The sequence below is a fragment of the Citrobacter sp. RHBSTW-00599 genome, from assembly GCF_013784065.1.
Lineage (GTDB): Bacteria > Pseudomonadota > Gammaproteobacteria > Enterobacterales > Enterobacteriaceae > Citrobacter > Citrobacter braakii.
In genome coordinates this window covers 1,150,368-1,176,309 of sequence record NZ_CP056717.1, presented here as the reverse complement: position 1 = coordinate 1,176,309, position 25,942 = coordinate 1,150,368, and the positions used below count along the sequence as shown (strand labels likewise).

Here is a 25,942-nt window from a genome sequence, read left to right as displayed (position 1 = left end):
CTCACAACACAATTAGTGCCACCACATAATGCCTTGCGTCGTTACCGCTGCGACAACTACATAGCGCAGCGCCTTGCCAAGGCATAAGAAAAAAAGTACTGGACCCCACGAGATGCGCATCCATCCAGCTAACAGGCACAGTAAATCACCCACAACCGGCATCCAGCTTAATAATAGTGTGACAGCGCCATAGCGCCGCAGCCAGCCAGTGGCTTTTTCTTGCCAGCGCGATGTTTTACGCAATGGAAAGAAACGCCCAAGGATAACGTTAGTTAACCCTCCAAGGCTATTACCCATTGTTGCTGTTAAGACTAAGACCCAGGGATGACTTACCCCAGAGACCAGCAAAGCAACTAAAACAACTTCAGAATTGCCGGGTAATAGCGTAGCGCTGAGAAAACTGCTGGCAAACAGTGACAGGAGCGATAGTCCATCACTCACAATAACCGGACATCCACCGCGTCCATTCCTGCGGCACGCGCCGCCTGCAGTCCAAAATCGGCATCTTCAAACACGACACAGCGTGCCGGAGCAACACCCATACGTTCGGCACAGAGCAAAAACGTATCAGGAGCAGGTTTATGGTGTTGTACGTGATCGGCTGCGACTACAGCATCAAAATAGCGACGCAGCCCAAGGTGTGCGAGCAGAGCTTCCGCAATCGCGCTTTCACTCCCCGTACCTACCGACATAGGACGACGACCATGCCAGGCTTTCACGACGTCAACCAATGGCAAAGGCTGGACGCTATCCAGCAGCATGCTTCTCACCTTGTCGGTTTTTTCACGCGCCAATGCATGAGGGTCAAGATCGGCATGATTCAATTCAATTACCGACTGGGCAATACGCCACGTTGGGGAGCCATTGAGGGCGACCATGGCTTGTTCATCAAAACGTAATCCATAATGCCCCAATACCTCATGCCACGCCTTACGGTGCGTTGGCTCGGTATCCAGGATGGTGCCATCCATATCAAAAATCAAACCCGCATAACGTTCGTACATCGTCTTCTCACAAGCCGAATGACCAGACGTTATTTTATCGTAATTGATTGATTTTGTCGCTGACAGCGAATTAAGGGGTGTTCCGGGAGTATGTGGAAATGATTCAAAGGAGAGAAGATGGTGCATCCGGGAGGATTACTCGGCTGCGCCTCGCCCTGGGACCGTTGCTGAAGCAACGTTATCCTCCCTGGTGCTCACGATTATCTCGCAGACCATGAAACAACAGTGTTGCTGTTATCTCGGAGAAGATGGTGCATCCGGGAGGATTCGAACCTCCGACCGCTCGGTTCGTAGCCGAGTACTCTATCCAGCTGAGCTACGGATGCATCAGGCAAACTTGCTTTACTGCAGACTTGATGTCGCTGCTAAAGCGCTATCAAGTAAGATGGTGCATCCGGGAGGATTACTCGGCTGCGCCTCGCCCTGCGGGCCGTTGCTGAAGCAACGTTATCCTCCCTGGTGCTCGCGATTATCTCGCAGACCATGAAACAACAGTTTTGCTGTTATCTCGGAGAAGATGGTGCATCCGGGAGGATTCGAACCTCCGACCGCTCGGTTCGTAGCCGAGTACTCTATCCAGCTGAGCTACGGATGCATCGGGAAACTTGCTTTACTGCCGATATTGATATCGTAATGAGCGATATCAAGTAAGAGATGGTGCATCCGGGAGGATTACTCGGCTGCGCCTCGCCCTGTGGGCCGTTGCTGAAGCAACGTTATCCTCCCTGGTACTCACGATTATCTCGCAGACCATGAAACAACAGTTTTGCTGTTATCTCGGAGAAGATGGTGCATCCGGGAGGATTCGAACCTCCGACCGCTCGGTTCGTAGCCGAGTACTCTATCCAGCTGAGCTACGGATGCATCAGGGAAACTTACTTTACTGCAGATTTGATGCCGCTGCTAAAGCGCTATCAAATAATATGGTGCATCCGGGAGGATTCGAACCTCCGACCGCTCGGTTCGTAGCCGAGTACTCTATCCAGCTGAGCTACGGATGCAAATGGCGGTGAGGCGGGGATTCGAACCCCGGATGCAGCTTTTGACCGCATACTCCCTTAGCAGGGGAGCGCCTTCAGCCTCTCGGCCACCTCACCAACACGCCTCTTGCGAGTGCTTCGAAGAACTTGTTTCTGCTCATCGTCGCTGCGTGGCGCACATATTACTTTCTGGGACTTATAAGTCAAACAATTTTTCCAGCGCTTTTATCGTTTGCACATTTCACGCGCAATTAGTCTGCAAAAACGGCAAAAAGAGTGTTTTATCAACAGATAAATTGGCAATTTCCTGAGGCAATGAACAAACGGAAAAATCGCAGGGAAAGGCAATGCGCGGATGGGAATCGAAAAAATGAGGAAGACGAAGAAGAAAAGAGAAGAAAAGGGATAATTCAATCAGGTTGCGCCTCACCAGAAAGGTGAGACGCGAAAACCTTAGTAACTGGACTGCTGGGATTTTTCAGCCTGGATACGCTGGTAGATCTCTTCACGATGGACAGAAACTTCTTTCGGGGCGTTTACGCCAATGCGCACCTGGTTGCCCTTCACCCCTAAAACTGTCACGGTGACCTCATCGCCTATCATGAGGGTCTCACCAACTCGACGAGTCAGAATCAGCATTCTTTGCTCCTTGAAAGATTAAAAGAGTCGGGTCTCTCTGTATCCCGGCATTATCCATCATATAACGCCAAAAAGTAAGCGATGACAAACACCTAAGTGTAAGCAGTCACGGCATCACATTCTGTTAAACCTAAGTTTAGCCGATATACACAACTTCAACCTGACTTTATCGTTGTCGATAGCGTTGATACAAACGCTGCGGATTGAAGTCCGCAGCGTCGACTTACGCTTATAATTATTACAGTTTTGCGCTGACCCAGCCTTTCACACTGGCTAACGCTGCTGGCAGAGCCGCAGCATCCGTACCACCGGCTTGCGCCATGTCCGGACGACCACCACCCTTACCGCCTACCTGCTGAGCGACCATTCCAACCAGCTCCCCTGCTTTCACGCGATCTGTCACGTCCTTAGACACACCCGCAATCAGAGAAACCTTACCTTCCACTACCGTTGCCAGAACGATAACGGTAGACCCCAGTTGATTTTTCAGATCATCAACCATGGTACGCAACATTTTCGGCTCAACGTCCGCGAGTTCGCTGACCAGCAGCTTCACGCCATTGATATCAACCGCTTTGCTGGAGAGATTTGCACTCTCCTGCGCCGCAGCCTGTTCCTTCAATTGCTGCAATTCTTTTTCGAGTTGACGCGTACGCTCCAGCACGGAACGAACTTTGTCACCAATATTCTGGCTATCGCCTTTCAGCAGCTGCGCAATATCGCTTAAGCGATCGCTCTCAGCATGCACGGTTTGGATAGCGCCTTCACCGGTCACAGCTTCGATACGACGAACGCCCGCCGCAGTGCCTGACTCAGACACAATACGGAACAGACCGATATCACCCGTACGGCTGGCATGAGTACCACCACACAGTTCGGTAGAGAAATCACCCATGCTCAGAACACGCACGTGGTCGTCATATTTCTCGCCAAACAGCGCCATTGCGCCTTTGGCTTTCGCCGCTTCGAGATCCATGATGTTCGTTTCAATCGGCAGATTGCGACGAATTTGCGCATTCACCAGATCTTCAACGGCACGGATTTCAGCAGGCTTCATAGCTTCAGTATGAGAGAAGTCGAAGCGCAGCACTTTATCGTTAACCAACGAGCCTTTCTGTGCCACATGCGTGCCCAGTACCTGGCGCAGCGCCGCGTGCATCAGGTGCGTTGCGGAGTGGTTCAAGCGAATGCGCGCACGACGAGTGTCATCAACATCAGCCTGTACTGCATCGCCAATTTTCAGAGAACCCGTAGACAGCTTACCGATGTGACCAATGGCCTGGCCATATTTCTGCGTGTCGCTCACGGCAAACGCGAAGCCTGCGCCTTTCAGTTCACCCTTGTCGCCAACCTGACCACCAGATTCCGCATAGAACGGAGTCTGATCCAGTACGACAACTGCGTCCTGACCTGCGTTAATTGCGTCTACCGCTTTACCATCAACAAACAGCGCGGTCACTTTGCCGTTCAATTCCAGGTGTTCGTAGCCTTTAAATTCAGAGGCACCATCAACACGAATCATCGCATTGTAGTCTGCGCCAAAGCCGCTGGCTTCACGCGCGCGACGGCGCTGTTCTTCCATTGCAGCTTCAAAGCCCGCTTCGTCAACCTTAATGTTGCGCTCGCGGCAAACGTCCGCCGTCAGGTCAACCGGGAAACCGTAGGTATCATACAGACGGAATGCGGTTTCACCATCCAGTGTATCGCCGGACAGTTTTGCCAGTTCTTCATCCAGCAGCGCCAGACCACGCTCCAGTGTACGCGCAAACTGCTCTTCTTCGGTTTTCAGAACCTGCTCAACCATAGCCTGCTGACGCTTCAGTTCTTCACCTGCGGAGCCCATGACGTCCACCAGCGGACCAACCAGCTTGTAGAAGAAGGTATCCTTCGCGCCCAGCATGTTGCCATGACGTACCGCGCGACGAATGATACGACGCAGCACATAACCACGGTTTTCATTCGACGGGACAACGCCATCGGCAATCAGGAATGCACAGGAGCGGATATGGTCAGCGATAACGCGCAGCGACTTGTTGCTCAGATCGGTCGCGCCGGTGACTTTCGCCACGGACTCAATCAGTGAACGGAACAGGTCGATTTCATAGTTGGAATTAACGTGTTGCAGCACGGCCGCAATACGCTCAAGGCCCATACCGGTATCCACGGACGGCTTCGGCAGCGGTTCCATGGTACCGTCAGCCTGACGGTTGAACTGCATGAAGACGATGTTCCAGATCTCAATGTAGCGATCGCCATCTTCTTCTGCGCTTCCCGGAGGGCCACCCCAAATATGGTCGCCGTGGTCGTAGAAAATTTCGGTGCACGGACCGCAAGGGCCGGTATCACCCATCTGCCAGAAGTTGTCGGAAGCATAAGCCGCGCCTTTGTTATCACCGATACGGATGATACGTTCGCGCGGAATGCCGACTTCTTTTTCCCAGATTTCATAGGCTTCATCGTCAGTTTCATAGACGGTGACCCACAGACGCTCTTTTGGCAGGGCAAACCAGTTTTCACCGGTCAGCAGTTCCCATGCGTATTGAATAGCATCATGTTTGAAATAATCGCCGAAGCTGAAGTTGCCCAGCATTTCGAAGAAAGTATGGTGACGTGCAGTGTAACCGACGTTTTCCAGGTCGTTGTGCTTACCGCCCGCACGCACGCAACGCTGCGAGGTGGTTGCGCGGGAATAATTACGCTTGTCGAGGCCAAGGAACACATCCTTGAACTGGTTCATCCCGGCGTTGGTAAACAACAAAGTAGGGTCATTGTTCGGTACCAGGGAGCTGCTGGCAACTACCTGATGTCCTTTACTATGGAAAAAATCGAGAAACGCCTGACGGATCTCAGCGGTGCTCTTGCTCATAATTATCCTGAAGAAATCAAGCTAACGAAATGTCATTACCAGCATCGGCACGTAAACTGCGCCTCTGGCAATCGAAAAGTGGGAATAAGATAAGTTTTCTTTACTGGGAAGTAAAATCCCGTATGCGCTCAATCGTCAAAATTTCGCCATATTGCCTGAATATCTTCCATCAGATAGCCACGGTAGAGCAAAAAGCGCTGGACCTTTACCTTATCTGAGAAATCTACAGGTAAAGGTTCTCCGTATTTACGAATGGCCTGCGCGCGCGCAAGTGCTGCCCAGTCAATTTCACACTCGCGCATGGCTCGTTCAACGGCTTCCCGCGAAATCCCTTTTTGGTTTAATTCCTGACGCACACGCGCGGGTCCATAACCTTTACGGCTACGGCTGGAGATAAACTGCTGAACGAAGCGGTCATCATCCAGATAACGACTTTCAATACACCAGGCGATGACCTTGTCGTAATCCTCCGGCGTTGCATCAATGTCTTCCGGTCCATTTTTTCCCATCACCGGAGCGGCCAGCTTACGCCGCAGTTCCTGCTCGCTGTGATCGCGCATCGCCAGTATACGTACAGCGCGGTCAAGAAGTCGGGAATAAGCGGAGCGGCGGGAAGTTGCTTCTGTCATAGTGAGCCTTCAGAAATGGAAAAGGGCTGCATGGTATGCAGCCCTTCTATGTGCGATAACGTCAGATTATCAGAAATCTTCGTTCGTTTCTTTTACATCTTCACCGCTGTCATCAACAGAGAAGTCTGGTTTTGAATCCGGGTTATTGAGCAGTAACTCGCGTACTTTCTTCTCAATTTCCTTCGCCGTTGCCGGGTTTTCCTTCAGCCAGTTAGTAGCATTCGCTTTACCCTGACCAATTTTCTCACCGTTGTAGCTGTACCATGCACCGGCTTTTTCAATCAGCTTCTCTTTCACGCCCAAATCAACCAGTTCGCCGTAGAAGTTGATACCTTCACCGTAAAGAATCTGGAATTCAGCCTGTTTGAACGGCGCGGCAATTTTGTTTTTCACGACCTTAACACGGGTTTCGCTACCAACCACGTTGTCGCCTTCTTTCACCGCGCCAATACGACGGATATCCAGGCGAACAGAAGCATAGAATTTCAGGGCGTTACCACCGGTGGTGGTTTCCGGGTTACCGAACATAACACCAATCTTCATACGGATCTGGTTGATGAAAATCAGTAGCGTGTTGGACTGCTTCAGGTTACCGGCCAGCTTACGCATGGCCTGGCTCATCATACGTGCCGCAAGGCCCATGTGAGAGTCACCAATCTCGCCTTCGATTTCTGCCTTCGGCGTCAATGCGGCAACGGAGTCGACAACAATAACGTCAACCGCACCGGAGCGCGCCAGCGCATCACAGATTTCCAGCGCTTGTTCACCGGTATCAGGCTGAGAGCACAGCAGGTTGTCGATATCAACGCCAAGCTTGCGCGCATAGACGGGATCCAGCGCGTGTTCAGCATCGATGAACGCACAGGTTTTACCTTCGCGCTGTGCGGCAGCAATAACCTGCAGGGTCAGCGTCGTTTTACCGGAAGATTCAGGCCCGTAGATTTCAACGATACGGCCCATTGGCAAACCGCCCGCGCCCAATGCGATATCCAGAGAAAGCGAACCAGTGGAGATGGTTTCCACATCCATGGAACGGTCTTCACCCAAGCGCATGATGGAGCCTTTACCGAATTGCTTTTCGATCTGACCCAGCGCTGCCGCCAACGCTTTCTGTTTGTTTTCGTCGATAGCCATTAATTACTCCTGTCATGCCGCTTTCGGGTTAAACCGCTAAACGTGATAGATAATGTTCTGTTGGGGTAATTATACTGTATGCTCATACAGTATCAAGTGTTTTGTAGAAATTGTTGCCACAGGGTTTGTAACGCGTAGGCGGTAGCCTGTCGACGTACCGCATCGCGATCGCCGCTGAAGCATTCCCGGCGAGTAATCCCCTCGCCGCTCGCGCTGGCAAAAGCGAACCATACCGTCCCCACGGGCTTTTCTTCACTGCCGCCATCTGGCCCCGCAATACCGCTAATCGAAACAGCGAAATGCGCGCGGGCCGCTTTTAGCGCGCCAATCGCCATCTCCACCACCACAGGTTCGCTCACCGCCCCATGCTGGACCAGCGTCTCTTCGCGCACGCCAATCATCTGCGCTTTGGCTTCATTGCTGTAGGTCACAAACCCGCGTTCAAACCAGGCGGAGCTGCCGGCAATATCCGTAATTGCTTTAGCTACCCAGCCGCCGGTGCAGGATTCCGCCGTCGTCACGGTTGCCCCGCGCGCTTTCAACGCCAGACCAACCTGCTCGCTTAACTGCATCAGTTCACTGTCGGTCATTTCAGCCTCTGTCAGTTAAAAAATATGCCGGACAAGATAGCACTTTCATAACCAAAATGGGGATGAGGAGACAATTTTACGAGGGGTATTCAGAAAATAGATAAACCGCATTCAAAAGAGTACCGGATAACGCACCAGGATAGCGTATTCGGTCTACAAGGAATTGCCCCTGTAGACCGATAACAAATGATTACTGCACGCGCGCCAGCGCGACCGCCTGACCCAATTGCCACACGGCCATGGCATAGTGGGTACTGTGGTTATAGCGGGTGATGGTGTAGAAGTTCGGCAGTCCATACCAATACTGATAACCGGTACCGATATCCAGTCGCAGCAGGCTGGCCTGCTGATGATTACCCAGAGACTGCTGCGGCGTCAGGCCTGCGGCGGCAAGCTGAGAAATGCTGTACTGGGTTTTAAAGCCGTTCGCCAGCCCAGGCGCCTGGCCATTCGCCGGAACCGCAACCATATCGCCTTTCACCCAGCCGTGGCCTTTGAAATAGTTCGCCACGCTACCGATAGCATCAACCGGATCCCACAGGTTAATGTGACCATCGCCATTGAAATCAACGGCATATTGTTTATAGGAAGATGGCATAAATTGGCCGTAGCCCATCGCCCCTGCGAAAGAACCTTTCAAATCGAGCGGATCGTCGCTTTCATCTCGCGCCATCAGCAGGAAGGTTTCCAGTTCACCAGAGAAATATTCTGCACGACGAGGATAGTTAAACGACAACGTCGCCAGCGCATCCAGAATCCGCGTTTTACCCATCACGCGGCCCCAGCGAGTCTCTACGCCAATAATGCCAACGATAATTTCCGGCGGTACGCCGTAGACCTGCCATGCACGGTTCAGCGCATCTTCATATTGGTTCCAGAAGGCCACACCGTTTTGCACGTTATCCGGAGTGATGAACTGTTTACGATACCGCAGCCATGCACCGTTAGGTCCGGCTGGCGGTTGAGTCGTCGGCGCCTGGCGGTCCATCAAACGCAGTACCGAGTCCAGACGCTTGGCCTGCGACAGGATCTCCTGCAGCTGCTGGCGGTCAAAGCCGTGCTTGTTCACCATTTTCTCGATGAACTGCTGCGCGTTCGGATTATTGGCAAAATCGCCGCCCGTTTGCATGACATTGTGCTGTGGCTCAAGCAGGAAGCCGCCGGATGGCGTACCCGTAGTCGTTTGAGTCTCTGAAGGTTTAGGTTTGCTGCTACAAGCAGCAAGCAATACGAAAAGGGGAAGTAACGCTACATAGCGACGCTTGAACATGAGACATCCATTAAACAAATTCAGCCTGGGAGAAGTATGGTAAAGCATCCTCCGCCACACAAGGAAGCAGTAGTCGCTCTCCTTCACAGAATTTCCCCCCTCTTGCACTCCTGACCGGCACATTTGCGCGTTCTCACGCACAATCTTTCAAATTAAAATATTTATCTTTCATTTTGCGATCAAAATAACACTTTTAAATCTTTCGATCTGATTAAAATTAGTTACCGTTTGGCAAGATAACTAAAACCCCTACAGGAGAGAATAATGATCGACACCATCACACTCGGTGCTGAGTGGTTTATCGGATTGTTCCAGAAAGGCGGAGAGGTGTTTACCGGCATGGTGACCGGTATTCTGCCTCTGCTAATCAGTCTGCTGGTCATCATGAATGCGCTGATTAACTTTATCGGTCAGCAACGTATTGAACGTTTTGCCCAGCGCTGCGCCGGAAACCCGCTGTCCCGCTATCTACTGCTGCCGTGCATCGGCACATTTGTGTTTTGTAATCCTATGACGCTGAGCCTGGGCCGCTTTATGCCGGAAAAGTTCAAGCCCAGCTACTACGCAGCCGCCTCTTACAGCTGCCATTCAATGAACGGCTTATTTCCCCACATCAACCCCGGTGAGCTGTTCGTCTATCTGGGGATCGCCAGCGGACTGACCACGCTGGGTCTTCCGCTCGGCCCGCTGGCGGTGAGCTATTTGCTGGTCGGCCTGGTGACCAACTTCTTCCGCGGCTGGGTGACCGATTTCACCACCACCATCTTTGAGAAAAAAATGGGCATTCAACTTGAGCAGAAAGTACATCTGGCGGGAGCAGCATCATGACGCGTATTCGTATTGAAAAAGGCACCGGCGGCTGGGGCGGCCCGCTTGAACTGGATGCCGAGCCAGGCAAGAAAATTGTCTATATCACCGCCGGGACTCGCCCCGCAATTGTCGACAGGATAGCCAGCCTGACAGGTTGGCAGGCCGTTGATGGCTTCAAAGAAGGCGAGCCGCCAGAGAACGAAATTGGCGTGGCGATCATCGACTGCGGCGGCACGCTGCGCTGCGGGATCTATCCAAAACGCCGTATACCAACAGTGAATATTCACGCGACGGGTAAATCCGGTCCGCTGGCCCAATATATTATCGAAGATATCTATGTCTCTGGCGTGAAAGAAGAAAACATTACCGTTATCGGTGAAGCATCCGCTGCGCCAACGCCTGCAAACAGCACGATGGGTCGCGAGTACGACACCAGCAAGAAAATTACCGAACAAAGCGACGGTCTGTTGGCAAAAGTCGGCATGGGAATGGGTTCAGCCGTTGCGGTTCTGTTTCAGGCCGGGCGAGACACTATCGATACCGTCCTGAAAACCATTCTGCCGTTTATGGCGTTCGTCTCGGCGCTGATCGGCATCATTATGGCGTCTGGTCTGGGGGACTGGATTGCCCATGGACTCGCACCGCTGGCCAGCCATCCGCTGGGGCTGGTAACCCTGGCGCTGATCTGCTCTTTCCCGCTGCTGTCCCCTTTCCTCGGCCCTGGTGCGGTCATCGCCCAGGTTATCGGCGTCCTGATCGGCGTACAGATTGGTTTGGGCAACATTCCTCCGCATCTGGCGCTACCTGCCTTGTTCGCCATTAACGCTCAGGCGGCATGCGACTTTATTCCAGTCGGATTGTCGCTAGCCGAAGCGCGCCAGGACACGGTCCGCGTCGGTGTGCCATCCGTACTAGTGAGTCGTTTTCTGACCGGCGCACCGACCGTTCTCATCGCCTGGTTTGTTTCCGGCTTTATTTACCAATAAGAGGCACTCAAAAATGACCGTGATTTATGAAACCACCATCACCCGCATCGGCCAGAGCGCCCCGGATGCACTCTGCGACCAGATGCTAATTACCTTTCGTGAAGGCGCGCCTGCGGATATCGAAGAATTTTGCTTCATCCATTGCCATGGGGAGCTGAACGGCTCTTTGCAGGCTGGGATCCAATTTGAGCTAAGCCAGCATCGCTACCCGGTCACAGCCGTTGGCAGCGTGGCGGAACAAAACTTACGTGAACTGGGGCATATCACTCTGCGTTTTGACGGACTGAGTGAAGCGGAATTTCCCGGCACCGTGCACGTTGCGGGCCCCGTACCGGACGGTATCGCACCGGGCTGTATTTTGAAGTTTATTGCTTAAGATTTAAGGAGATAAAGATGAATCAGGTTGCCGTTGTCATTGGTGGAGGCCAGACCCTGGGGGCATTTCTTTGCCGTGGGCTTGCGACAGAAGGGTACCGCGTCGCGGTGGTGGATATCCAAAGCGATAAAGCCGCCAACGTCGCGCAGGAAATTAACGCCGAGTTTGGCGAAGGCACCGCCTACGGTTTTGGCGCTGATGCCACCAGCGAACAAAGTGTGCTGGCGCTGTCGCGCGGAGTGGATGAAATATTTGGCCGCGTCGATCTGCTGGTTTACAGCGCGGGTATCGCAAAAGCCGCGTTTATCAGCGACTTTCAGCTTGGGGATTTTGACCGCTCGCTGCAGGTGAATCTGGTCGGCTACTTCCTCTGCGCACGTGAATTTTCACGCCTGATGATCCGCGATGGCGTCCAGGGACGCATTATCCAGATCAACTCCAAATCAGGGAAAGTGGGCAGTAAACACAACTCAGGCTATAGCGCGGCAAAATTTGGCGGCGTAGGTTTAACCCAGTCGCTGGCGCTGGATCTGGCAGAGTACGGGATCACCGTGCATTCACTGATGCTCGGCAATCTGCTGAAATCACCGATGTTCCAGTCATTATTACCGCAATATGCGACCAAGCTTGGCCTTAAGCCAGACGAAGTCGAGCAGTACTACATTGATAAGGTTCCACTTAAGCGCGGCTGCGATTATCAGGACGTGCTGAACATGCTGCTGTTTTACGCCAGCCCGAAAGCCTCTTACTGCACCGGTCAGTCCATTAACGTGACCGGTGGTCAGGTGATGTTCTAAGAAACATGATTGCCCGGTGGCGCTGCGCTTACCGGGCCTACACACACCTGGTCGGATAAGGCACAGCCGCCATCCGGCAAAATCAAAGGAGCACATTATGGTTTCCGCACTGATTACCGTCGCCGCTATCGCCTGGTGCCTGCAACTGGCGCTCGGTGGCTGGCAAATATCCCGCTTTAACCGGGCGTTTGATCAACTCTGCCAGCGGGGTCGGGTTGGCGTAGGTCGTTCCGGTGGACGGTTTAAACCCCGCGTGGTGGTCGCCATCGCGCTGGATGAACAGCAGCGGGTTACCGATTCGTTATTTATGAAAGGTCTTACTGTATTTGCCAGGCCCGGTAAAATTGCCACGATAATGGGCAAACATCTTGATGATTTACAGCCTGATGTGATCTTTCCCCATGATCCGTTAGCGCAGAATGCACTATCATTGGCGCTTAAACTGAAACATGGGTAATTTCGTTGTGAATGCTAATAGCTTGCGAAATTATCATTTTGCAACCTAATAAGTCAGGGTAATCACGCCTATGAAACCTCGTCAGCGACAGGCGGCCATACTGGAGCACCTGCAAAAGCAGGGAAAATGCTCGGTTGAAGAACTGGCCCACTACTTTGACACAACCGGTACGACCATTCGCAAAGACCTGGTCATTCTGGAGAATGCCGGAACCGTCATTCGTACCTATGGCGGCGTGGTATTAAATAAAGACGAATCCGACCCGCCAATCGATCACAAAACGCTAATCAATACGCATAAAAAAGAGCAGATTGCCGAAGCCGCCGTCCGTTTTATTCACGATGGCGACTCGATTATTCTGGATGCGGGCAGCACCGTATTGCAGATGGTGCCGATGCTCACCCGCTTTAGCAACATCACCGTCATGACCAACAGTCTGCACATTGTTAACGCCCTTTCAGAGCTGGACAACGAGCAAACTATCCTGATGCCCGGCGGGACCTTTCGCAAAAAATCTGCGTCATTTCACGGTCAGCTGGCAGAAAACGCCTTTGAGCAGTTCAGCTTTGATAAACTCTTCATGGGTACCGACGGCATTGACCTCAATGCCGGCGTGACCACCTTTAATGAGGTGTTTAGCGTCAGTAAAGCGATGTGCAATGCCGCTCGCGAAGTGATTCTGATGGCTGACTCGTCAAAATTTGGGCGCAAAAGCCCCAATGTTGTGTGCAGTCTGGAAAGCGTCGACAAGCTGATTACCGATGCGGGTATCGACCCTGCGTTTCGTCAGGCGCTGGAAGCAAAAGGGATTGAAGTGATCATAACCGGAGAAACCAATGAGTGATGCACTACTGAACGCGGGCCGTCAGACGTTAATGCTGGAGCTACAGGAAGCCAGCCGACTGCCTGAACGACTGGGCGATGATTTTGTCCGCGCCGCCAATACTATCATCCACTGCGAAGGCAAAGTGATTGTCTCCGGGATTGGCAAATCAGGCCATATTGGCAAAAAAATAGCGGCGACCCTCGCCAGTACCGGCACGCCCGCTTTTTTTGTGCATCCGGCTGAAGCGCTGCACGGCGACTTAGGGATGATTGAAAGCCGTGATGTCATGCTGTTTATTTCCTACTCCGGCGGCGCAAAAGAACTGGATCTCATCATTCCGCGCCTGGAAGACAAATCCGTCGCTCTGCTGGCAATGACCGGAAAACCGACCTCACCGCTGGGTCTGGCAGCCAAAGCCGTGCTGGATATTTCCGTTGAGCGCGAAGCCTGTCCGATGCGCCTGGCACCGACTTCCAGTACCGTGAACACTCTGATGATGGGCGACGCGTTGGCAATCGCCGTGATGCAGGCGCGCGGCTTTAACGAAGAAGATTTTGCCCGCTCGCATCCGGCGGGTGCGCTGGGCGCTCGTCTGTTAAATAAAGTGCATCATCTGATGCGCCGTGACGATGCCATTCCGCAGGTGACGCTCACCACCTGCGTCATGGACGCGATGCTGGAACTAAGCCGTACGGGTCTTGGCCTGGTAGCAGTCTGCGACGACGAGTCGCTGGTGAAAGGCGTCTTTACCGACGGCGACCTGCGACGCTGGCTGGTTGGCGGCGGAGCGCTCACCACTCAGGTTAGCGAAGCAATGACCCATAATGGCATTACGCTGCAGGCGCAGAGCCGCGCCATTGACGCCAAAGAGATCCTGATGAAGCGCAAAATCACTGCCGCACCGGTGGTAGATGAAAACGGTAAACTCACCGGTGCTATCAACCTGCAGGATTTCTATCAGGCAGGTATTATCTAATCCTTCAGCCCCAGACGTTTCGCCAGCCGGTGCAGGTTGGCGACGTCTGTTTCCAGCACCCGCGCACTTGCCGCCCAACTGTGATTATTTTGCGCCAACGCCCGGCGGATCATCTCCCGCTGGAATGACTCCGTTGCCTCACGCAGGTTGCGATGCAGCGGGCTCTCCGCAACAACCTCCGCCTGCGGAGCCGGGGTTTCATCCTGCAGGGCAAAATGCTGCGCCTCAAGCACCACTTCATCCCCTGCCCTGGTGGCCCTTGCCAGAACAACCGCCCGGTGAATGGCATGTTCCAGCTCACGCACGTTCCCGGGCCAGCCATAATTCAACAGATGGCTACGCGCGCCGGGACTTAACACCACGCGGGAAAGTCCCAGCCGCAGCCGACATTGTTCGCAAAAATAACCGGCCAGCAGTACCACATCTTCGCCGCGTTCACGAAGGGGCGGTACGGAAAGGGGAAAGACGCTCAGACGGTGGAACAAATCCGCACGGAAATTCCCGGCCAGCACCTCTTCCCGTAAATCACGGTTCGTTGCCGCCAGCACCCGAACATCCACGCGCAGGCTGCGATCGTCACCCACACGCTGAATATCGCCGTACTGCAACACACGTAGCAACTTAGCCTGTAACGCCAGCGAGAGCTCGCCAATCTCATCGAGAAACAGCGTCCCATTGTCAGCCATTTCAAACTTACCGCTACGATTGCTGATAGCCCCGGTAAAGGCGCCTTTTACGTGACCAAACAGCTCACTTTCCGCTACGGTTTCCGGCAACGCCGCGCAGTTCAGATACACCAGCGGATTCACCGCGCGCGGCGAACCTTCATGGATAGCCTTAGCTACCAGCTCCTTCCCGGTCCCCGTTTCGCCGCTAATCAGTACGTTGAGATCGGATCCCGCCACAATCTCAATCTCTTTTTTCAACTGCAGCATATTGGGCGACAGGCCAATCATTTGGGTTTCAGTCACCTGCTCGAAGGCCGTCGACGGGCCCGGCAACATATTCTGGCTTTCCAGTTGTTCAATCAGCAGCGCATTGCTCAGCGCGCCCGCCGCCAGCGCGGCAATCAGCCTAAGCTCTTCATCGCTGAAAACGTCGAATTGATCGGGCTCCATGCCATCCAGCGTTAACGCGCCAATCAGATTTTGACCGGCGAACAGCGGTAAGCCAATGCAGGCGTGTACCTTCAGGCTCTCCTGGCCCGGAATAAGCCCATCGTAAGGGTCTGGCAAATCGCTGTCGGCAGGGAAACGAACCACGTCCCCGGCGCGGGCAATCGCCTCCAGACGAGGATGCCCTTCCAGGGTAAAGCGCCTGCCGAGAACGTCCTGCGCCAGCCCATCGATCGCCAGCGGAATAAACTGTCGCGACTCATAGCGCAGCAATGCCGACGCGTCGCACTCCAGCACCTGACGCAAGGTGGTTATCAGGCGTTGAAAACGGTCCTGATGTCCAATACCGCTTTGTAATTCAATGGCGATACCCGCCAGCACGTCTACGGAAAAACTCATGACGACCTCATTGTCATTTTGACAATTCATATTGTCATATTGACAATAAAATGAATAGTCATTTTGACTACCACCTTATAGGCATTAAAAAACAACCCCTTTAAAATCAATAAATAAAAAGTTGGCACGCAACCTGCAATAAGCAAAACATCTTTTTTAGAAAAACGCTGAATTAATTACTGAGGTTGCTATGTCTATTCTGGTTAAAAATAACATTCATTGGGTTGGCCAACGTGACTGGGAAGTTCGTGATTTCCACGGGACTGAATATAAAACGCTGCGCGGTAGCAGCTACAACAGCTATCTCATCCGTGAAGAAAAAAATGTCCTGATCGATACAGTAGACCACAAGTTTAGCCGTGAATTCGTGCAGAACCTGCGCAGTGAAATTGACCTGGCAGATATCGACTACATCATCATTAACCACGCGGAAGAGGACCATGCCGGTGCGCTGACTGAGCTGATGTCCTGCATCCCTGACACGCCAATTTACTGCACAGCCAACGCTATTGACTCTATCAACGGGCACCACCACCACCCGGAGTGGAACTTCAACGTGGTGAAAACCGGCGACTCGCTGGACATTGGCAACGGTAAACAACTGATCTTCGTTGAAACACCGATGCTGCACTGGCCTGACAGCATGATGACCTACATGACCGGCGATGCGGTGCTGTTCAGTAACGACGCCTTCGGCCAGCACTACTGTGATGAACGTCTGTTTAACGACGAAGTTGACCAGACCGAACTGTTCGAACAGTGCCAGCGTTACTACGCCAACATCCTGACGCCGTTCAGCCGTCTGGTGACACCGAAAATCACTGAGATTCTCGGCTTCAACCTGCCGGTGGATATGATTGCCACTTCCCACGGCGTGGTATGGCGCGACAACCCGACACAAATCGTTGAAATGTATCTGAAATGGGCGGCTGACTATCAGGAAGACCGTATCACCATTTTCTACGATACCATGTCCAACAACACCCGCATGATGGCGGACGCCATTGCCCAGGGCATTAACGAAGTTGACCCGAACGTGGCGGTGAAAATCTTTAACGTCGCCCGTAGCGACAAAAACGAAGTCCTGACTAACGTCTTCCGCTCTAAAGGCGTGCTGGTTGGTACTTCAACGATGAATAACGTAATGATGCCAAAAATCGCTGGTCTGGTAGAAGAGATGACCGGCCTGCGTTTTCGTAACAAACGCGCCAGCGCCTTTGGTTCACACGGCTGGAGCGGCGGCGCGGTAGACCGTTTGTCCACACGCTTGCAGGATGCCGGTTTCGAGATGTCGCTGAGTCTGAAAGCGAAATGGCGTCCGGATCTGGACGCGCTGGAACTGTGTCGCCAGCATGGCCGTGAAATCGCACGTCAGTGGGCGCTTGCTCCGCTGCCGGAAACAATCGTCAAAACGGCAACCAAAGAGGAAGAGTGCGCCTGTGCCGCGGCGGTTGCCGCTGATCTTGGTCCAAGCATGCAGTGCAGCGTATGCCAGTGGATTTACGACCCGGCAAAAGGTGAACCGCTGCAGGATGTCGCGCCGGGAACACCGTGGAGCGACGTTCCGGATAACTTCCTGTGCCCGGAATGTTCATTAGGTAAAGACGTCTTTGACGTACTGGCAACGGAGGCAAAATGAGCCGCGGAATTGTCATTATTGGTTCAGGCTTCGCCGCCCGCCAGTTAGTCAAAAATATCCGTAAGCAGGATGCAAATGTCCCGCTGACCCTGGTTGCTGCAGACAGTATGGATGAGTACAACAAGCCCGATCTCAGCCATGTTATTAGTCAGTCGCAACGTGCAGACGACCTCACCCGCCAGTCGGCGGGGGAGTTTGCCGAACAGTTTAATTTGCGCCTCTTTCCGCACACCTGGGTAACCGACATCGATGCCGATGCTCACGTAGTGAAAAGCCAGGAGCAACAGTGGCCATACGACAAACTGGTGCTGGCGACGGGAGCATCTGCCTTCGTACCGCCGATTACCGGACGTGAGTTAATGTTCACATTGAACAGCCAACAAGAGTATCGCGCCTGTGAAACACAACTGCGTGACGCCCAACGGGTGCTGATTGTCGGCGGCGGCTTGATTGGCAGCGAACTGGCGATGGATTTTTGTCGTGCTGGTAAAGCGGTGACGCTTATCGACAACGCCGCCAGCATTCTGGCTTCGCTGATGCCGCCAGAAGTAAGCAGTCGCTTACAGCATCGTCTGACCGATATGGGCGTACACCTGCTGCTGAAATCGCAGCTTCAAGGGCTGGAGAAAACGGAGTCGGGGATTCGCGCCACGCTCGATCGTAGCCGCAGCGTAGAAGTCGATGCGGTGATCGCCGCTACGGGTCTGCGCCCTGAAACCGCGCTGGCGCGTCGCGCCGGATTGAACATCAATCGTGGCGTCTGCGTCGACAGCTACCTGCAAACCAGCCACCCGGACATTTATGCCCTCGGCGACTGTGCAGAAATTAACGGTCAGGTACTCCCATTCCTGCAACCGATTCAGCTGAGCGCCATGTATCTGGCGAAAAACCTGCTCGGCGGTAATGCGCCATTGAAGTTGCCTGCCATGCTGGTAAAAGTCAAAACGCCGGAATTACCCTTGCATCTGGCTGGGGAAACCCAGCGCCGCGATCTGAACTGGCATATTGCCGCCAAAGCGCAAGGGATGGTGGCCAGAGGGATGAACGATGCAGGCCAGCTATGTGCCTTTGTCGTCAGTGAAGACCGCATGAAAGAGGCCTTTGCGCTGCTGAAAACGCTGCCCGTGTAAGTACAGGATACCGTTGCTTGATTTATTAACCTCACGCACATGGATGTGCGTTGCCACTTGTCGGTATGCCCCGACCTGTAGTTCTTGCCCCGCCAGTCCCGGGGCTTTTTTTATGTTTGCGCCAACGCCCGCGCCGCGGCAATCACGCCCTGCCCCAACGACAACCCGCCGTCGCCCGCCGGTAAACGCTGCGGGAACAGTAAGGTAAAATCATGCAGATAAAACGCCAGCCGGGCTGACAATAAGCGGTTATGCATCACACCTCCGCTGAATACCAGCGTCTTAATCCCCCGCTCTTCGGCCTGCAAACGCATCAGGGTAGCAAACCCACGCGCCAGCGCGTCGTGAAACGCCCACGCTCTTTCGGCAGGTTTGACCTGCCAGGTCAGCCATTGCTGCCAAAAAACCGCTAAGTCCAGCTGATTGCCATCAAGCGGCACCGTGACAGGGTGCTCAACGCCAGCACATTGCGATGCCATCGCCTCCATCGCGCAGGCCGCCTCACCTTCATAACTCAGCGATTCCGGCGCACATTGAAGCGCGGCGGCAACGGCATCAAACAGCCGTCCGCACGATGACGCCAGCGGCGCGTTAATCCCCCGCTCAATGGCGCGCGCCAGCACGTTCCAGTTTTGATGTTGCAGCACCGATGTTTCCGGGTAGCGCTGCCAGTCAGGAACAAAACGCAGGCACTGCGCGAGCAAATTGCGCCACGGCTGTTTTGCCGCCAGATCGCCCCCCGCCAGCGCTACCGCTGGCAAGCCGCCAAGGTGTTCGCATTCACGATAGTTGACCCGCAAACACTCCCCCCCCCACAGCGCGCCATTTTCCCCCATGCCGATACCGTCTAACGTCAGGGCAATCACGTCACCACCATCGAGCGACCAGCCGTGCTCGGCCAGACACGCAGCGGCATGCGCATGGTGATGCAGCACCGTTTCGGTTGGCAGATTCATTTCGCTGGCCCACTGGCTGGAAACATAACCAGGGTGTGCATCATGCACGATACGCTGCGGCGTAAAGTCATAAATGTTCTGGATCAGGCGCAGCGCATCACGCCACTGCTGCTGAATGCCGTCATCGCTGAGATCGCCCAAATGCTGGCTGATAACCGCCTGTTCACCACGCACCAGGCAGAAGGTATTTTTCAGATCTGCGCCCAGGCAAAGCATCGGCGGCACGTCGTGAAATCCTGGCGGCAGCGCCACCGCATCCGGCACGTAACCCCGTGAACGACGCAGCATCTCCCCACTGTCGCGTACCACAGAGTCATCCATCCGCTGCACAATTTCGCGGTTATGCAGCAGGAAACCATCGGCAATTTCGTGTAAATCTTCCAGCGCCTGCGCGTTGGTAATAGCGGGCGGTCTGCCGCTGAGATTGCCGGAGGTCATTACCAACGGACAATTCATCTCTTGTAAGAGCAAATGCTGCAACGGATTCGCTGGCAGCATGACGCCCACTTCCGTTAACCCTGGCGCAATGCCCTCGCTCAATGCTGCGACATAGCGTTTCTGCACCAACACAATCGGCGCGGCTGGGGTTGTCAGCAAACGACGAGCGGGTTCAGGCAGTCCGTCATCACCGGGCAGCATCACTGCCAGAGGTTTTGCTGGACGGTGTTTGCGCAGCCTGAGCAGCGCTACGGCGTCATCATTTCGTGCATCGCACACCAGATGAAACCCACCAATCCCTTTAACGGCCACAATACCGCCCGCTTTCAGGCGCGATACTGCCGCCTGCAACGCCTCTTCTTTCTCCGCCCGCTCACCCGCGCTAAACCATTCGAGGTGGGGACCGCATGCCGGACAGGCAACGGGCTGGGCATGGAAGCGACGGTCGTATGGATCACGATACTCTTTATCGCATTGCGCACAGAGTGGGAATGACGCCATCACGGTAAACGGGCGATCGTAAGGCATGGCGCGGATAATCGTAAACCGCGGGCCACAGTGGGTGCAGTTGATAAAGGGATAACGATAGCGGCGTTCGCCGGGGGTGTTCATTTCAACCAGACATTCTGGACAGGTCGCGGCATCCGGAACGATTTGCGTATTCATCGTTCCGCCAGCACTTTGCCGAATCGAGAAATCGGCAGGCGGCTGCGTCCAGGCGAACGGTTCGCTCTCAACGCTGTCAATGCGCGCCAGCGGCGGGCAGTGTTGATGCAATTGCGCAATAAACTCTGCCGGATCTTCCTGTATACGCACAACCACACCGTCACCGTCGTTACACACATCGCCATGTAGCTGTAACCGCTGCGCCAGTTGCCAGACGTAGGGGCGAAATCCGACGCCCTGTACCTTACCGCGAATACGCAGCTGTACGCCGGAGTGGTTGTTTATTGTCATGATGAATTCCCGCGGTATTGTATCCCTGAAATGTCCGTTTGCCGGATGGCGGCTTCGCCTTATCCGGCACGTATTTTACGCGGATTTTCAGATATCAGAACAGCAAAGATGCCGTGGAATCCAGCGCCGCGCGACGGCGTTTTTCAGCGCTTAGTTGCTCAAGCTTATTGCGATCCACATAAATCAGCGCGTGAGTCGGGCAGACTTCCATACAGGCAGGACCGGCCTCACGATGGTGGCACAGGTCGCACTTATTGGCTTCGGCTTTTTCTGCCCGGACGTTCAGACCTGCCCCGCTGTTACGAACAACCGGACGCACGACCACTTCCATTGCGCCATAAGGGCAAGCCACAACGCAGGTTTTACACCCAATACAGCGCTCCTGCATCACGTGAACAAAGCCTTTATCACGGCTGATTGCACCGTTCGGACAGACGTTAGCGCACGGCGCGTCTTCACACTGGCGACACAGCGTCGCCGTGGAGACATTAACGCCTTTGATGACGTGAATGCGGGGTAAAAAGGTTTCAGGGGTCAGCGATGCGCAGTCCTGGTTATCCTGATGGGATACCACGCAGGCCACTTCACAGGTACGGCAACCAATGCATTTATTGGCGTCTGCAATGATGAAACGGTTCATCAATTTCTCCAGCAATGACAGATTATCTGCCGAAGCATTCATAAATCGTGCCAGAATTTAATTGACTGTTATTAAAGGTTTTTTATTTTGATGAATGCAGAGAAGCCGTGTCATCGTCACTAGTGACGATGACAAATGACAGCCGTCAGCGCAAAACGAGCGGCGCAACAGAGTCGCGTTGAATGAGTTCACCGGTGAAGGTTTTTGGCGGCGTAAACGCCCCGTCATCCAGCATAAAGATCAGGCGGCCTATCGTTTCCTGAATCATTTCCGTTACCGGGATTTTGACGCTGGAAAGCGCCGGAATAGTGTATGGCGCGATAGCGATATCATCGAAGCCAATCACCGACACCTGAGCAGGGACGCTCACGCCATGCGCGTGCAACTGCTTCATCGCACCGATCGCCATATCATCATTGCTGGCCACCAGCGCGGTAAAATTGACCTGACGCGAAAGCAAAGTATCGACCCCCGCTGCGCCGCAGGCTGGCGTCCATTTCCCTTTAACAATCAAATCATTATTAAGCGGAATGCCATGATGTGCCAGCGCGTCTTTATAGCCTGAAAGTCGCTCCACGCCGGTAGGCGAATCCATCGAGCCGGTAATAAATCCAATCTCTTTGTGCCCGCTGGCAATGAGTTGAGTAACGGCGTTAAAACTGGTTTGCTTTTGATCGCACCACACGCAGTGGCTGGTATTTTTCCGCAGCCGCCGATTAAGCACCATAATCGGCTGGGCGTGGGCGTCGATGATATCGTCTATCTCATCCACGCTAAGAAAACGCGGATAGATCATAATCGCGTCACAGCGCAGGTCGAGCAGGTACTGGATCGCCTGACGCTCTTCCTCTGCGCTGTGCTTACCGTCAGCCAGCAACAACTGGCGTCCCTTATCTTCCGCCATCCGCGCGGTATGAAACAGCAGTTCGCTGAAATAGACGCCGTGATAAAGGGTGTTAGTTACCACCAGACCCAGCGTCTGCGTGGTTTTCGCTGCCAGACTGCGTGCCAGCAAGTTAGGGCGGTAACCACTCTCTTCAATGGCCTGAAACACGCGGTCTTTGGTTTCCTGGCTGACATAGCCATTCCCGGAAAGCACCCGGGAAACCGTCGCTTTTGACACCCCGGCACGCTTCGCCACCTCCAGCATCGTGGTCATATTACTCATCCCTTTTCTCTCAATGTGACGCAGTGTACTGCACCGTTTCGCCGCTGTCCTTGCTGCTCAATTGCAAACGCTGACATCTGGTGATCGGAGTCACAATTATAAAAAATGATCAAAATTAAACCTTGCACATTACGTGTAATTTAAACATGATTTTGTGGAACCGGTTTCCTATCTGCGTTTCATCAACCCAGAAAAGCGACCAACGTAAACGGATAAAACATAACGTACTCTACTGATAAAACAGGATTAAATCCGATGTCCAAAAATTATGCAGCGCTGGCGCGCTCGGTTGTGACGGCTCTGGGAGGCGTGGACAACATCACAGCAGTGACCCACTGTATGACCCGTTTGCGTTTCGTTATCAAAGATGACTCGCAGGTCGACAGCACGACGCTGAAGACGCTCCCTGGCGTGCTCGGCGTGGTGCGCAGCGATAACCAGTGCCAGGTGATCATCGGCAACACCGTTTCGCAGGCGTATCGCGAGGTAGTCAACCTGTTACCTACCAATATGCAACCTGCAGAGCCGCAAACCAAACCTCGGCTGACGCTGAAGCGGATTGGCGCTGGGATCCTCGACGCGCTGATCGGCACAATGTCCCCGTTGATCCCGGCTATTATCGGCGGATCAATGCTCAAGCTGCTGGCAATGATCCTCGAAATGACCGGCGTGCTGGTGAAAGGATCGTCCACGCTCACTATTCTGACCGTAATCGGCGACGGCGCCTTCTTCTTCCTGCCACTGATGGTCGCCGCCTCAGCAGCCATAAAATTCAAAACCAACATGTCGCTGGCAATCGCCATCGCAGGCGTACTGGTGCATCCCAGCTTCATCGAACTGATGGCGAAGGCCGCGCAGGGTGAGCACGTTGAGTTTGCCCTGATCCCGGTGACGGCGGTGAAATACACCTACACGGTGATCCCGGCGCTGGTCATGACCTGGTGTCTGTCCTACATCGAACGCTGGGTCGATCGCATCACTCCGGCGGTAACCAAAAACTTCCTTAAACCGATGCTAATCGTGCTGATCGCCGCCCCACTCGCCATCGTCATCATTGGCCCGATCGGTATCTGGATCGGTAGTGCAATTTCTGCGTTGGTTTATACCATTCACGGCTATCTCGGCTGGCTGTCGGTGGCCATTATGGGCGCATTGTGGCCGTTGCTGGTGATGACCGGTATGCACCGCGTCTTCACGCCAACCATTATTCAGACCATTGCCGAAACCGGAAAAGAAGGCATGGTGATGCCGTCAGAAATTGGCGCCAATTTGTCGCTGGGCGGTTCATCGCTGGCAGTGGCATGGAAAACCAAAAACCCGGAACTGCGTCAGACGGCGTTAGCGGCAGCCGCCTCGGCCATCATGGCAGGCATTTCCGAACCCGCGCTGTATGGCGTGGCGATCCGCCTGAAACGCCCACTGATTGCGAGTCTTATCAGCGGCTTTATCTGCGGTGCCGTTGCCGGAATGGCCGGACTGGCGAGCCACTCCATGGCGGCTCCAGGCTTGTTCACCAGCGTACAGTTTTTCGATCCAGCCAATCCGATGACCATCGTTTGGGTGTTTGGCGTGATGGCGCTGGCGGTCGTGCTTTCCTTTGTATTAACACTGCTCCTCGGCTTTGAAGATATTCCTGTCGAAGATGCAGCCGCGCAGGCCAGAAAAAACCAGGCCGCGCAACCAGGCAATATCAATAGAGCCAGCATTTGACTGGTATGAACTGAGGTTAACTATGTCTGTTTTTCCGCAAGGATTTTTATGGGGCGGCGCACTGGCCGCCAACCAGTCTGAAGGGGCATACCGGGAAGGCGGCAAAGGGCTGACCACCGTCGATATGATCCCCCACGGCACAAACCGCATGGCCGTCAAACTGGGTCAGGAAAAACGCTTTACGCTGCGGGATGACGAACTTTATCCCAGCCATCAGGCAATCGACTTTTATCATCGCTATAAAGAAGATATCGCGCTGATGGCGGAAATGGGGTTTACGGTTTTTCGTACTTCCATTGCCTGGAGCCGTCTCTACCCCAAAGGCGACGAGCTGACGCCTAATGAAGAGGGTATCGCGTTTTACCGGGCCGTGTTTGCCGAGTGTAAAAAATACGGTATTGAGCCGTTAGTTACGCTGTGTCACTTCGATGTGCCGATGCATCTGGTCAGCGAGTATGGCTCCTGGCGTAACCGCAAAATGGTGGAGTTCTTTACCCGCTATGCCCGTACCTGCTTCGAGGCCTTTGACGGTCTGGTGAAGTACTGGCTAACGTTCAACGAAATCAACATTATGCTGCACAGCCCTTTTTCTGGCGCCGGACTGGTATTTGAAGAAGGTGAGAATCAGGATCAGGTGAAATATCAGTCCGCCCACCACGAACTGATTGCCAGCGCCCTGGCAACTAAAATTGCCCATGAAATTAATCCGCAAAACCAGGTCGGCTGTATGCTGGCGGGCGGTAATTTTTATCCTTATTCCTGTAAACCGGAAGATGTGTGGACCGCGCTGGAAAAAGACCGCGAAAACCTGTTCTTTATTGATGTGCAGGCGCGCGGGGCTTACCCCGCTTACTCTGCCCGTGTGTTTCGCGAAAAAGGCGTGGTGATAGAAAAAGCGGCGGGAGATGACGATATCCTGAAAAACACCGTCGATTTCGTCTCGTTTAGCTATTACGCATCGCGCTGCGCCTCCGCTGAAATGAATACTGGCAATACCAGCGCCGCTAACGTGGTGAAGTCGCTGCGTAATCCGTACATTGCCGCCAGCGAATGGGGCTGGGGTATCGATCCGCTCGGCCTGCGCATCACCATGAATATGATGTATGACCGCTACCAGAAGCCGTTGTTTCTGGTGGAAAACGGGCTGGGGGCGAAAGATGAGATCGATGCTAACGGCGAAATCAATGACGACTATCGCATTAGCTATTTACGCGAGCACATTCGCGCTATGGCAGATGCTATTGAGGATGGCGTGCCGCTGCTGGGCTACACCACCTGGGGCTGTATCGATCTGGTTTCAGCCTCAACCGGTGAGATGAGCAAACGCTACGGTTTTGTGTATGTGGACCGCGATGACGCGGGCAACGGCACGTTAGCGCGTAAACGCAAAAAATCGTTCTGGTGGTATAAGAAAGTGATTGCGAGCAACGGGACCGATCTGGAATAACAA

The 25,942-nt window shown here is 53.8% G+C and carries 23 protein-coding genes and 5 tRNA genes; 11 read left to right on the top strand and 17 right to left on the bottom strand.

Going from position 1 to position 25,942, the window contains the following annotated elements:
• Positions 1 to 12: 12 nt before the first annotated feature.
• The 13 genes from HV243_RS05620 to mltB form a co-directional block, all read right to left on the bottom strand.
• Positions 13 to 441, bottom strand: coding sequence for a YqaA family protein (locus tag HV243_RS05620; protein WP_003825961.1), 429 nt, complete (start codon positions 439 to 441; stop codon positions 13 to 15).
• A complete protein-coding gene (gene yqaB, locus HV243_RS05615) occupies positions 438 to 1,004 on the bottom strand; it encodes a fructose-1-phosphate/6-phosphogluconate phosphatase (RefSeq protein ID WP_049270940.1) in 567 nt (188 codons plus the stop codon). Before yqaB ends, HV243_RS05620 begins: the two co-directional genes overlap by 4 nt.
• A gap of 249 nt (positions 1,005 to 1,253) precedes the next feature.
• Positions 1,254 to 1,330 (bottom strand) — tRNA-Arg (locus HV243_RS05610).
• A 192-nt stretch (positions 1,331 to 1,522) separates the two neighbouring features.
• A tRNA-Arg gene (locus HV243_RS05605) sits at positions 1,523 to 1,599 on the bottom strand.
• Between the two features lie 192 nt (positions 1,600 to 1,791).
• A tRNA-Arg gene (locus tag HV243_RS05600) sits at positions 1,792 to 1,868 on the bottom strand.
• A gap of 60 nt (positions 1,869 to 1,928) precedes the next feature.
• Positions 1,929 to 2,005, bottom strand: a tRNA-Arg gene (locus HV243_RS05595).
• A gap of 3 nt (positions 2,006 to 2,008) precedes the next feature.
• A tRNA-Ser gene (locus HV243_RS05590) sits at positions 2,009 to 2,101 on the bottom strand.
• A gap of 336 nt (positions 2,102 to 2,437) precedes the next feature.
• A complete protein-coding gene (gene csrA, locus HV243_RS05585; protein WP_000906486.1) occupies positions 2,438 to 2,623 on the bottom strand; it encodes a carbon storage regulator CsrA in 186 nt (61 codons plus the stop codon).
• Positions 2,624 to 2,861: 238 nt separating this feature from the next.
• The gene (gene alaS / locus HV243_RS05580; protein WP_053389536.1) at positions 2,862 to 5,489 is read right to left on the bottom strand and encodes an alanine--tRNA ligase; all 2,628 of its coding nucleotides are present in this window, start codon (positions 5,487 to 5,489) and stop codon (positions 2,862 to 2,864) included.
• A 128-nt stretch (positions 5,490 to 5,617) separates the two neighbouring features.
• Positions 5,618 to 6,118, bottom strand: a complete 501-nt coding sequence (recX, locus tag HV243_RS05575; RefSeq protein WP_016154165.1) for a recombination regulator RecX — start codon at positions 6,116 to 6,118, stop codon at positions 5,618 to 5,620.
• Positions 6,119 to 6,187: 69 nt separating this feature from the next.
• Positions 6,188 to 7,252 (bottom strand): recombinase RecA, encoded by a 1,065-nt coding sequence (recA, locus tag HV243_RS05570; RefSeq protein WP_016154166.1) that lies wholly within the window; start codon positions 7,250 to 7,252, stop codon positions 6,188 to 6,190.
• A 92-nt stretch (positions 7,253 to 7,344) separates the two neighbouring features.
• A complete protein-coding gene (gene pncC / locus HV243_RS05565; protein WP_016154167.1) occupies positions 7,345 to 7,842 on the bottom strand; it encodes a nicotinamide-nucleotide amidase in 498 nt (165 codons plus the stop codon).
• 190 nt (positions 7,843 to 8,032) lie between these two features.
• Positions 8,033 to 9,112, bottom strand: a complete 1,080-nt coding sequence (gene mltB / locus HV243_RS05560) for a lytic murein transglycosylase B (RefSeq protein ID WP_046274844.1) — start codon at positions 9,110 to 9,112, stop codon at positions 8,033 to 8,035.
• Positions 9,113 to 9,376: 264 nt separating this feature from the next.
• Here mltB and srlA point away from each other — a divergent pair, with 264 nt between their 5' ends.
• The 7 genes from srlA (at position 9,377) to gutQ (ending at position 14,340) form a co-directional block, all read left to right on the top strand.
• Positions 9,377 to 9,940: a PTS glucitol/sorbitol transporter subunit IIC gene (srlA, locus tag HV243_RS05555; RefSeq protein ID WP_016154169.1), complete on the top strand. Its 564-nt coding sequence runs from the start codon at positions 9,377 to 9,379 to the stop codon at positions 9,938 to 9,940.
• Entirely contained in the window at positions 9,937 to 10,908 is a 972-nt protein-coding gene (locus tag HV243_RS05550; RefSeq protein WP_053389535.1) for a PTS glucitol/sorbitol transporter subunit IIB, read from the top strand. The genes srlA and HV243_RS05550 overlap by 4 nt, the downstream gene beginning before the upstream one ends.
• A 13-nt stretch (positions 10,909 to 10,921) precedes the next feature.
• Entirely contained in the window at positions 10,922 to 11,284 is a 363-nt protein-coding gene (gene srlB / locus HV243_RS05545; protein ID WP_053389534.1) for a PTS glucitol/sorbitol transporter subunit IIA, read from the top strand.
• Positions 11,285 to 11,301: 17 nt separating this feature from the next.
• Complete coding sequence (gene srlD, locus HV243_RS05540; protein WP_003037345.1) at positions 11,302 to 12,081, top strand: sorbitol-6-phosphate dehydrogenase; 780 nt, start codon at positions 11,302 to 11,304, stop codon at positions 12,079 to 12,081.
• A gap of 97 nt (positions 12,082 to 12,178) precedes the next feature.
• Complete coding sequence (gutM, locus tag HV243_RS05535; protein ID WP_016154172.1) at positions 12,179 to 12,538, top strand: transcriptional regulator GutM; 360 nt, start codon at positions 12,179 to 12,181, stop codon at positions 12,536 to 12,538.
• A 70-nt stretch (positions 12,539 to 12,608) separates the two neighbouring features.
• Positions 12,609 to 13,382, top strand: a complete 774-nt coding sequence (locus HV243_RS05530; RefSeq protein WP_003037350.1) for a DNA-binding transcriptional repressor — start codon at positions 12,609 to 12,611, stop codon at positions 13,380 to 13,382.
• Positions 13,375 to 14,340 (top strand): arabinose-5-phosphate isomerase GutQ, encoded by a 966-nt coding sequence (gene gutQ, locus HV243_RS05525; RefSeq protein WP_053389533.1) that lies wholly within the window; start codon positions 13,375 to 13,377, stop codon positions 14,338 to 14,340. Before HV243_RS05530 ends, gutQ begins: the two co-directional genes overlap by 8 nt.
• On the opposite strand, the gene norR is transcribed toward gutQ, so the two are convergent.
• Positions 14,337 to 15,854, bottom strand: coding sequence for a nitric oxide reductase transcriptional regulator NorR (gene norR, locus HV243_RS05520; protein ID WP_053389532.1), 1,518 nt, complete (start codon positions 15,852 to 15,854; stop codon positions 14,337 to 14,339). The genes gutQ and norR overlap by 4 nt on opposite strands.
• A gap of 190 nt (positions 15,855 to 16,044) precedes the next feature.
• Between norR and norV the strand changes: the two genes are divergently transcribed.
• Complete coding sequence (norV, locus tag HV243_RS05515; RefSeq protein ID WP_053389531.1) at positions 16,045 to 17,493, top strand: anaerobic nitric oxide reductase flavorubredoxin; 1,449 nt, start codon at positions 16,045 to 16,047, stop codon at positions 17,491 to 17,493.
• Positions 17,490 to 18,623, top strand: coding sequence for an NADH:flavorubredoxin reductase NorW (gene norW / locus HV243_RS05510; protein WP_181603937.1), 1,134 nt, complete (start codon positions 17,490 to 17,492; stop codon positions 18,621 to 18,623). Before norV ends, norW begins: the two co-directional genes overlap by 4 nt.
• A gap of 110 nt (positions 18,624 to 18,733) precedes the next feature.
• Here norW and hypF read toward each other — a convergent pair whose 3' ends face one another.
• The 3 genes from hypF to HV243_RS05495 all read right to left on the bottom strand — a co-directional run bounded on the left by hypF (position 18,734) and on the right by HV243_RS05495 (position 22,773).
• Positions 18,734 to 20,974, bottom strand: coding sequence for a carbamoyltransferase HypF (gene hypF, locus HV243_RS05505; RefSeq protein ID WP_053389529.1), 2,241 nt, complete (start codon positions 20,972 to 20,974; stop codon positions 18,734 to 18,736).
• A gap of 94 nt (positions 20,975 to 21,068) precedes the next feature.
• Positions 21,069 to 21,614, bottom strand: coding sequence for an electron transport protein HydN (gene hydN, locus HV243_RS05500; protein ID WP_003037366.1), 546 nt, complete (start codon positions 21,612 to 21,614; stop codon positions 21,069 to 21,071).
• A 145-nt stretch (positions 21,615 to 21,759) separates the two neighbouring features.
• Positions 21,760 to 22,773 carry a LacI family DNA-binding transcriptional regulator gene (locus HV243_RS05495; RefSeq protein WP_053389528.1) on the bottom strand — a complete coding sequence of 338 codons (1,014 nt, stop codon included), beginning with the start codon at positions 22,771 to 22,773 and terminating at the stop codon, positions 21,760 to 21,762.
• A 264-nt stretch (positions 22,774 to 23,037) separates the two neighbouring features.
• Between HV243_RS05495 and ascF the strand changes: the two genes are divergently transcribed.
• Positions 23,038 to 24,492 (top strand): PTS cellobiose/arbutin/salicin transporter subunit IIBC, encoded by a 1,455-nt coding sequence (gene ascF, locus HV243_RS05490; RefSeq protein ID WP_053389527.1) that lies wholly within the window; start codon positions 23,038 to 23,040, stop codon positions 24,490 to 24,492.
• A gap of 22 nt (positions 24,493 to 24,514) precedes the next feature.
• Positions 24,515 to 25,939 (top strand): 6-phospho-beta-glucosidase, encoded by a 1,425-nt coding sequence (locus HV243_RS05485; protein ID WP_053389526.1) that lies wholly within the window; start codon positions 24,515 to 24,517, stop codon positions 25,937 to 25,939.
• The last annotated feature ends 3 nt before the right edge of the window (positions 25,940 to 25,942 follow it).

Excerpts from the sequence above, each read along its gene's own strand:
- srlA (WP_016154169.1), top strand. The coding sequence starts at position 9,377 with ATGATCGACACCATCACACTCGGTGCTGAGTGGTTTATCGGATTGTTC.
- ascF (WP_053389527.1), top strand. The coding sequence starts at position 23,038 with ATGTCCAAAAATTATGCAGCGCTGGCGCGCTCGGTTGTGACGGCTCTG.
- norV (WP_053389531.1), top strand. The coding sequence starts at position 16,045 with ATGTCTATTCTGGTTAAAAATAACATTCATTGGGTTGGCCAACGTGAC.
- srlD (WP_003037345.1), top strand. The coding sequence starts at position 11,302 with ATGAATCAGGTTGCCGTTGTCATTGGTGGAGGCCAGACCCTGGGGGCA.
- norR (WP_053389532.1), bottom strand. The coding sequence starts at position 15,854 with ATGAGTTTTTCCGTAGACGTGCTGGCGGGTATCGCCATTGAATTACAA.
- srlB (WP_053389534.1), top strand. The coding sequence starts at position 10,922 with ATGACCGTGATTTATGAAACCACCATCACCCGCATCGGCCAGAGCGCC.
- pncC (WP_016154167.1), bottom strand. The coding sequence starts at position 7,842 with ATGACCGACAGTGAACTGATGCAGTTAAGCGAGCAGGTTGGTCTGGCG.
- alaS (WP_053389536.1), bottom strand. The coding sequence starts at position 5,489 with ATGAGCAAGAGCACCGCTGAGATCCGTCAGGCGTTTCTCGATTTTTTC.
- HV243_RS05485 (WP_053389526.1), top strand. The coding sequence starts at position 24,515 with ATGTCTGTTTTTCCGCAAGGATTTTTATGGGGCGGCGCACTGGCCGCC.
- HV243_RS05550 (WP_053389535.1), top strand. The coding sequence starts at position 9,937 with ATGACGCGTATTCGTATTGAAAAAGGCACCGGCGGCTGGGGCGGCCCG.
- yqaB (WP_049270940.1), bottom strand. The coding sequence starts at position 1,004 with ATGTACGAACGTTATGCGGGTTTGATTTTTGATATGGATGGCACCATC.
- gutQ (WP_053389533.1), top strand. The coding sequence starts at position 13,375 with ATGAGTGATGCACTACTGAACGCGGGCCGTCAGACGTTAATGCTGGAG.
- hypF (WP_053389529.1), bottom strand. The coding sequence starts at position 20,974 with ATGACAATAAACAACCACTCCGGCGTACAGCTGCGTATTCGCGGTAAG.
- mltB (WP_046274844.1), bottom strand. The coding sequence starts at position 9,112 with ATGTTCAAGCGTCGCTATGTAGCGTTACTTCCCCTTTTCGTATTGCTT.
- norW (WP_181603937.1), top strand. The coding sequence starts at position 17,490 with ATGAGCCGCGGAATTGTCATTATTGGTTCAGGCTTCGCCGCCCGCCAG.
- HV243_RS05530 (WP_003037350.1), top strand. The coding sequence starts at position 12,609 with ATGAAACCTCGTCAGCGACAGGCGGCCATACTGGAGCACCTGCAAAAG.
- recX (WP_016154165.1), bottom strand. The coding sequence starts at position 6,118 with ATGACAGAAGCAACTTCCCGCCGCTCCGCTTATTCCCGACTTCTTGAC.
- HV243_RS05495 (WP_053389528.1), bottom strand. The coding sequence starts at position 22,773 with ATGACCACGATGCTGGAGGTGGCGAAGCGTGCCGGGGTGTCAAAAGCG.
- recA (WP_016154166.1), bottom strand. The coding sequence starts at position 7,252 with ATGGCTATCGACGAAAACAAACAGAAAGCGTTGGCGGCAGCGCTGGGT.
- hydN (WP_003037366.1), bottom strand. The coding sequence starts at position 21,614 with ATGAACCGTTTCATCATTGCAGACGCCAATAAATGCATTGGTTGCCGT.
- gutM (WP_016154172.1), top strand. The coding sequence starts at position 12,179 with ATGGTTTCCGCACTGATTACCGTCGCCGCTATCGCCTGGTGCCTGCAA.
- csrA (WP_000906486.1), bottom strand. The coding sequence starts at position 2,623 with ATGCTGATTCTGACTCGTCGAGTTGGTGAGACCCTCATGATAGGCGAT.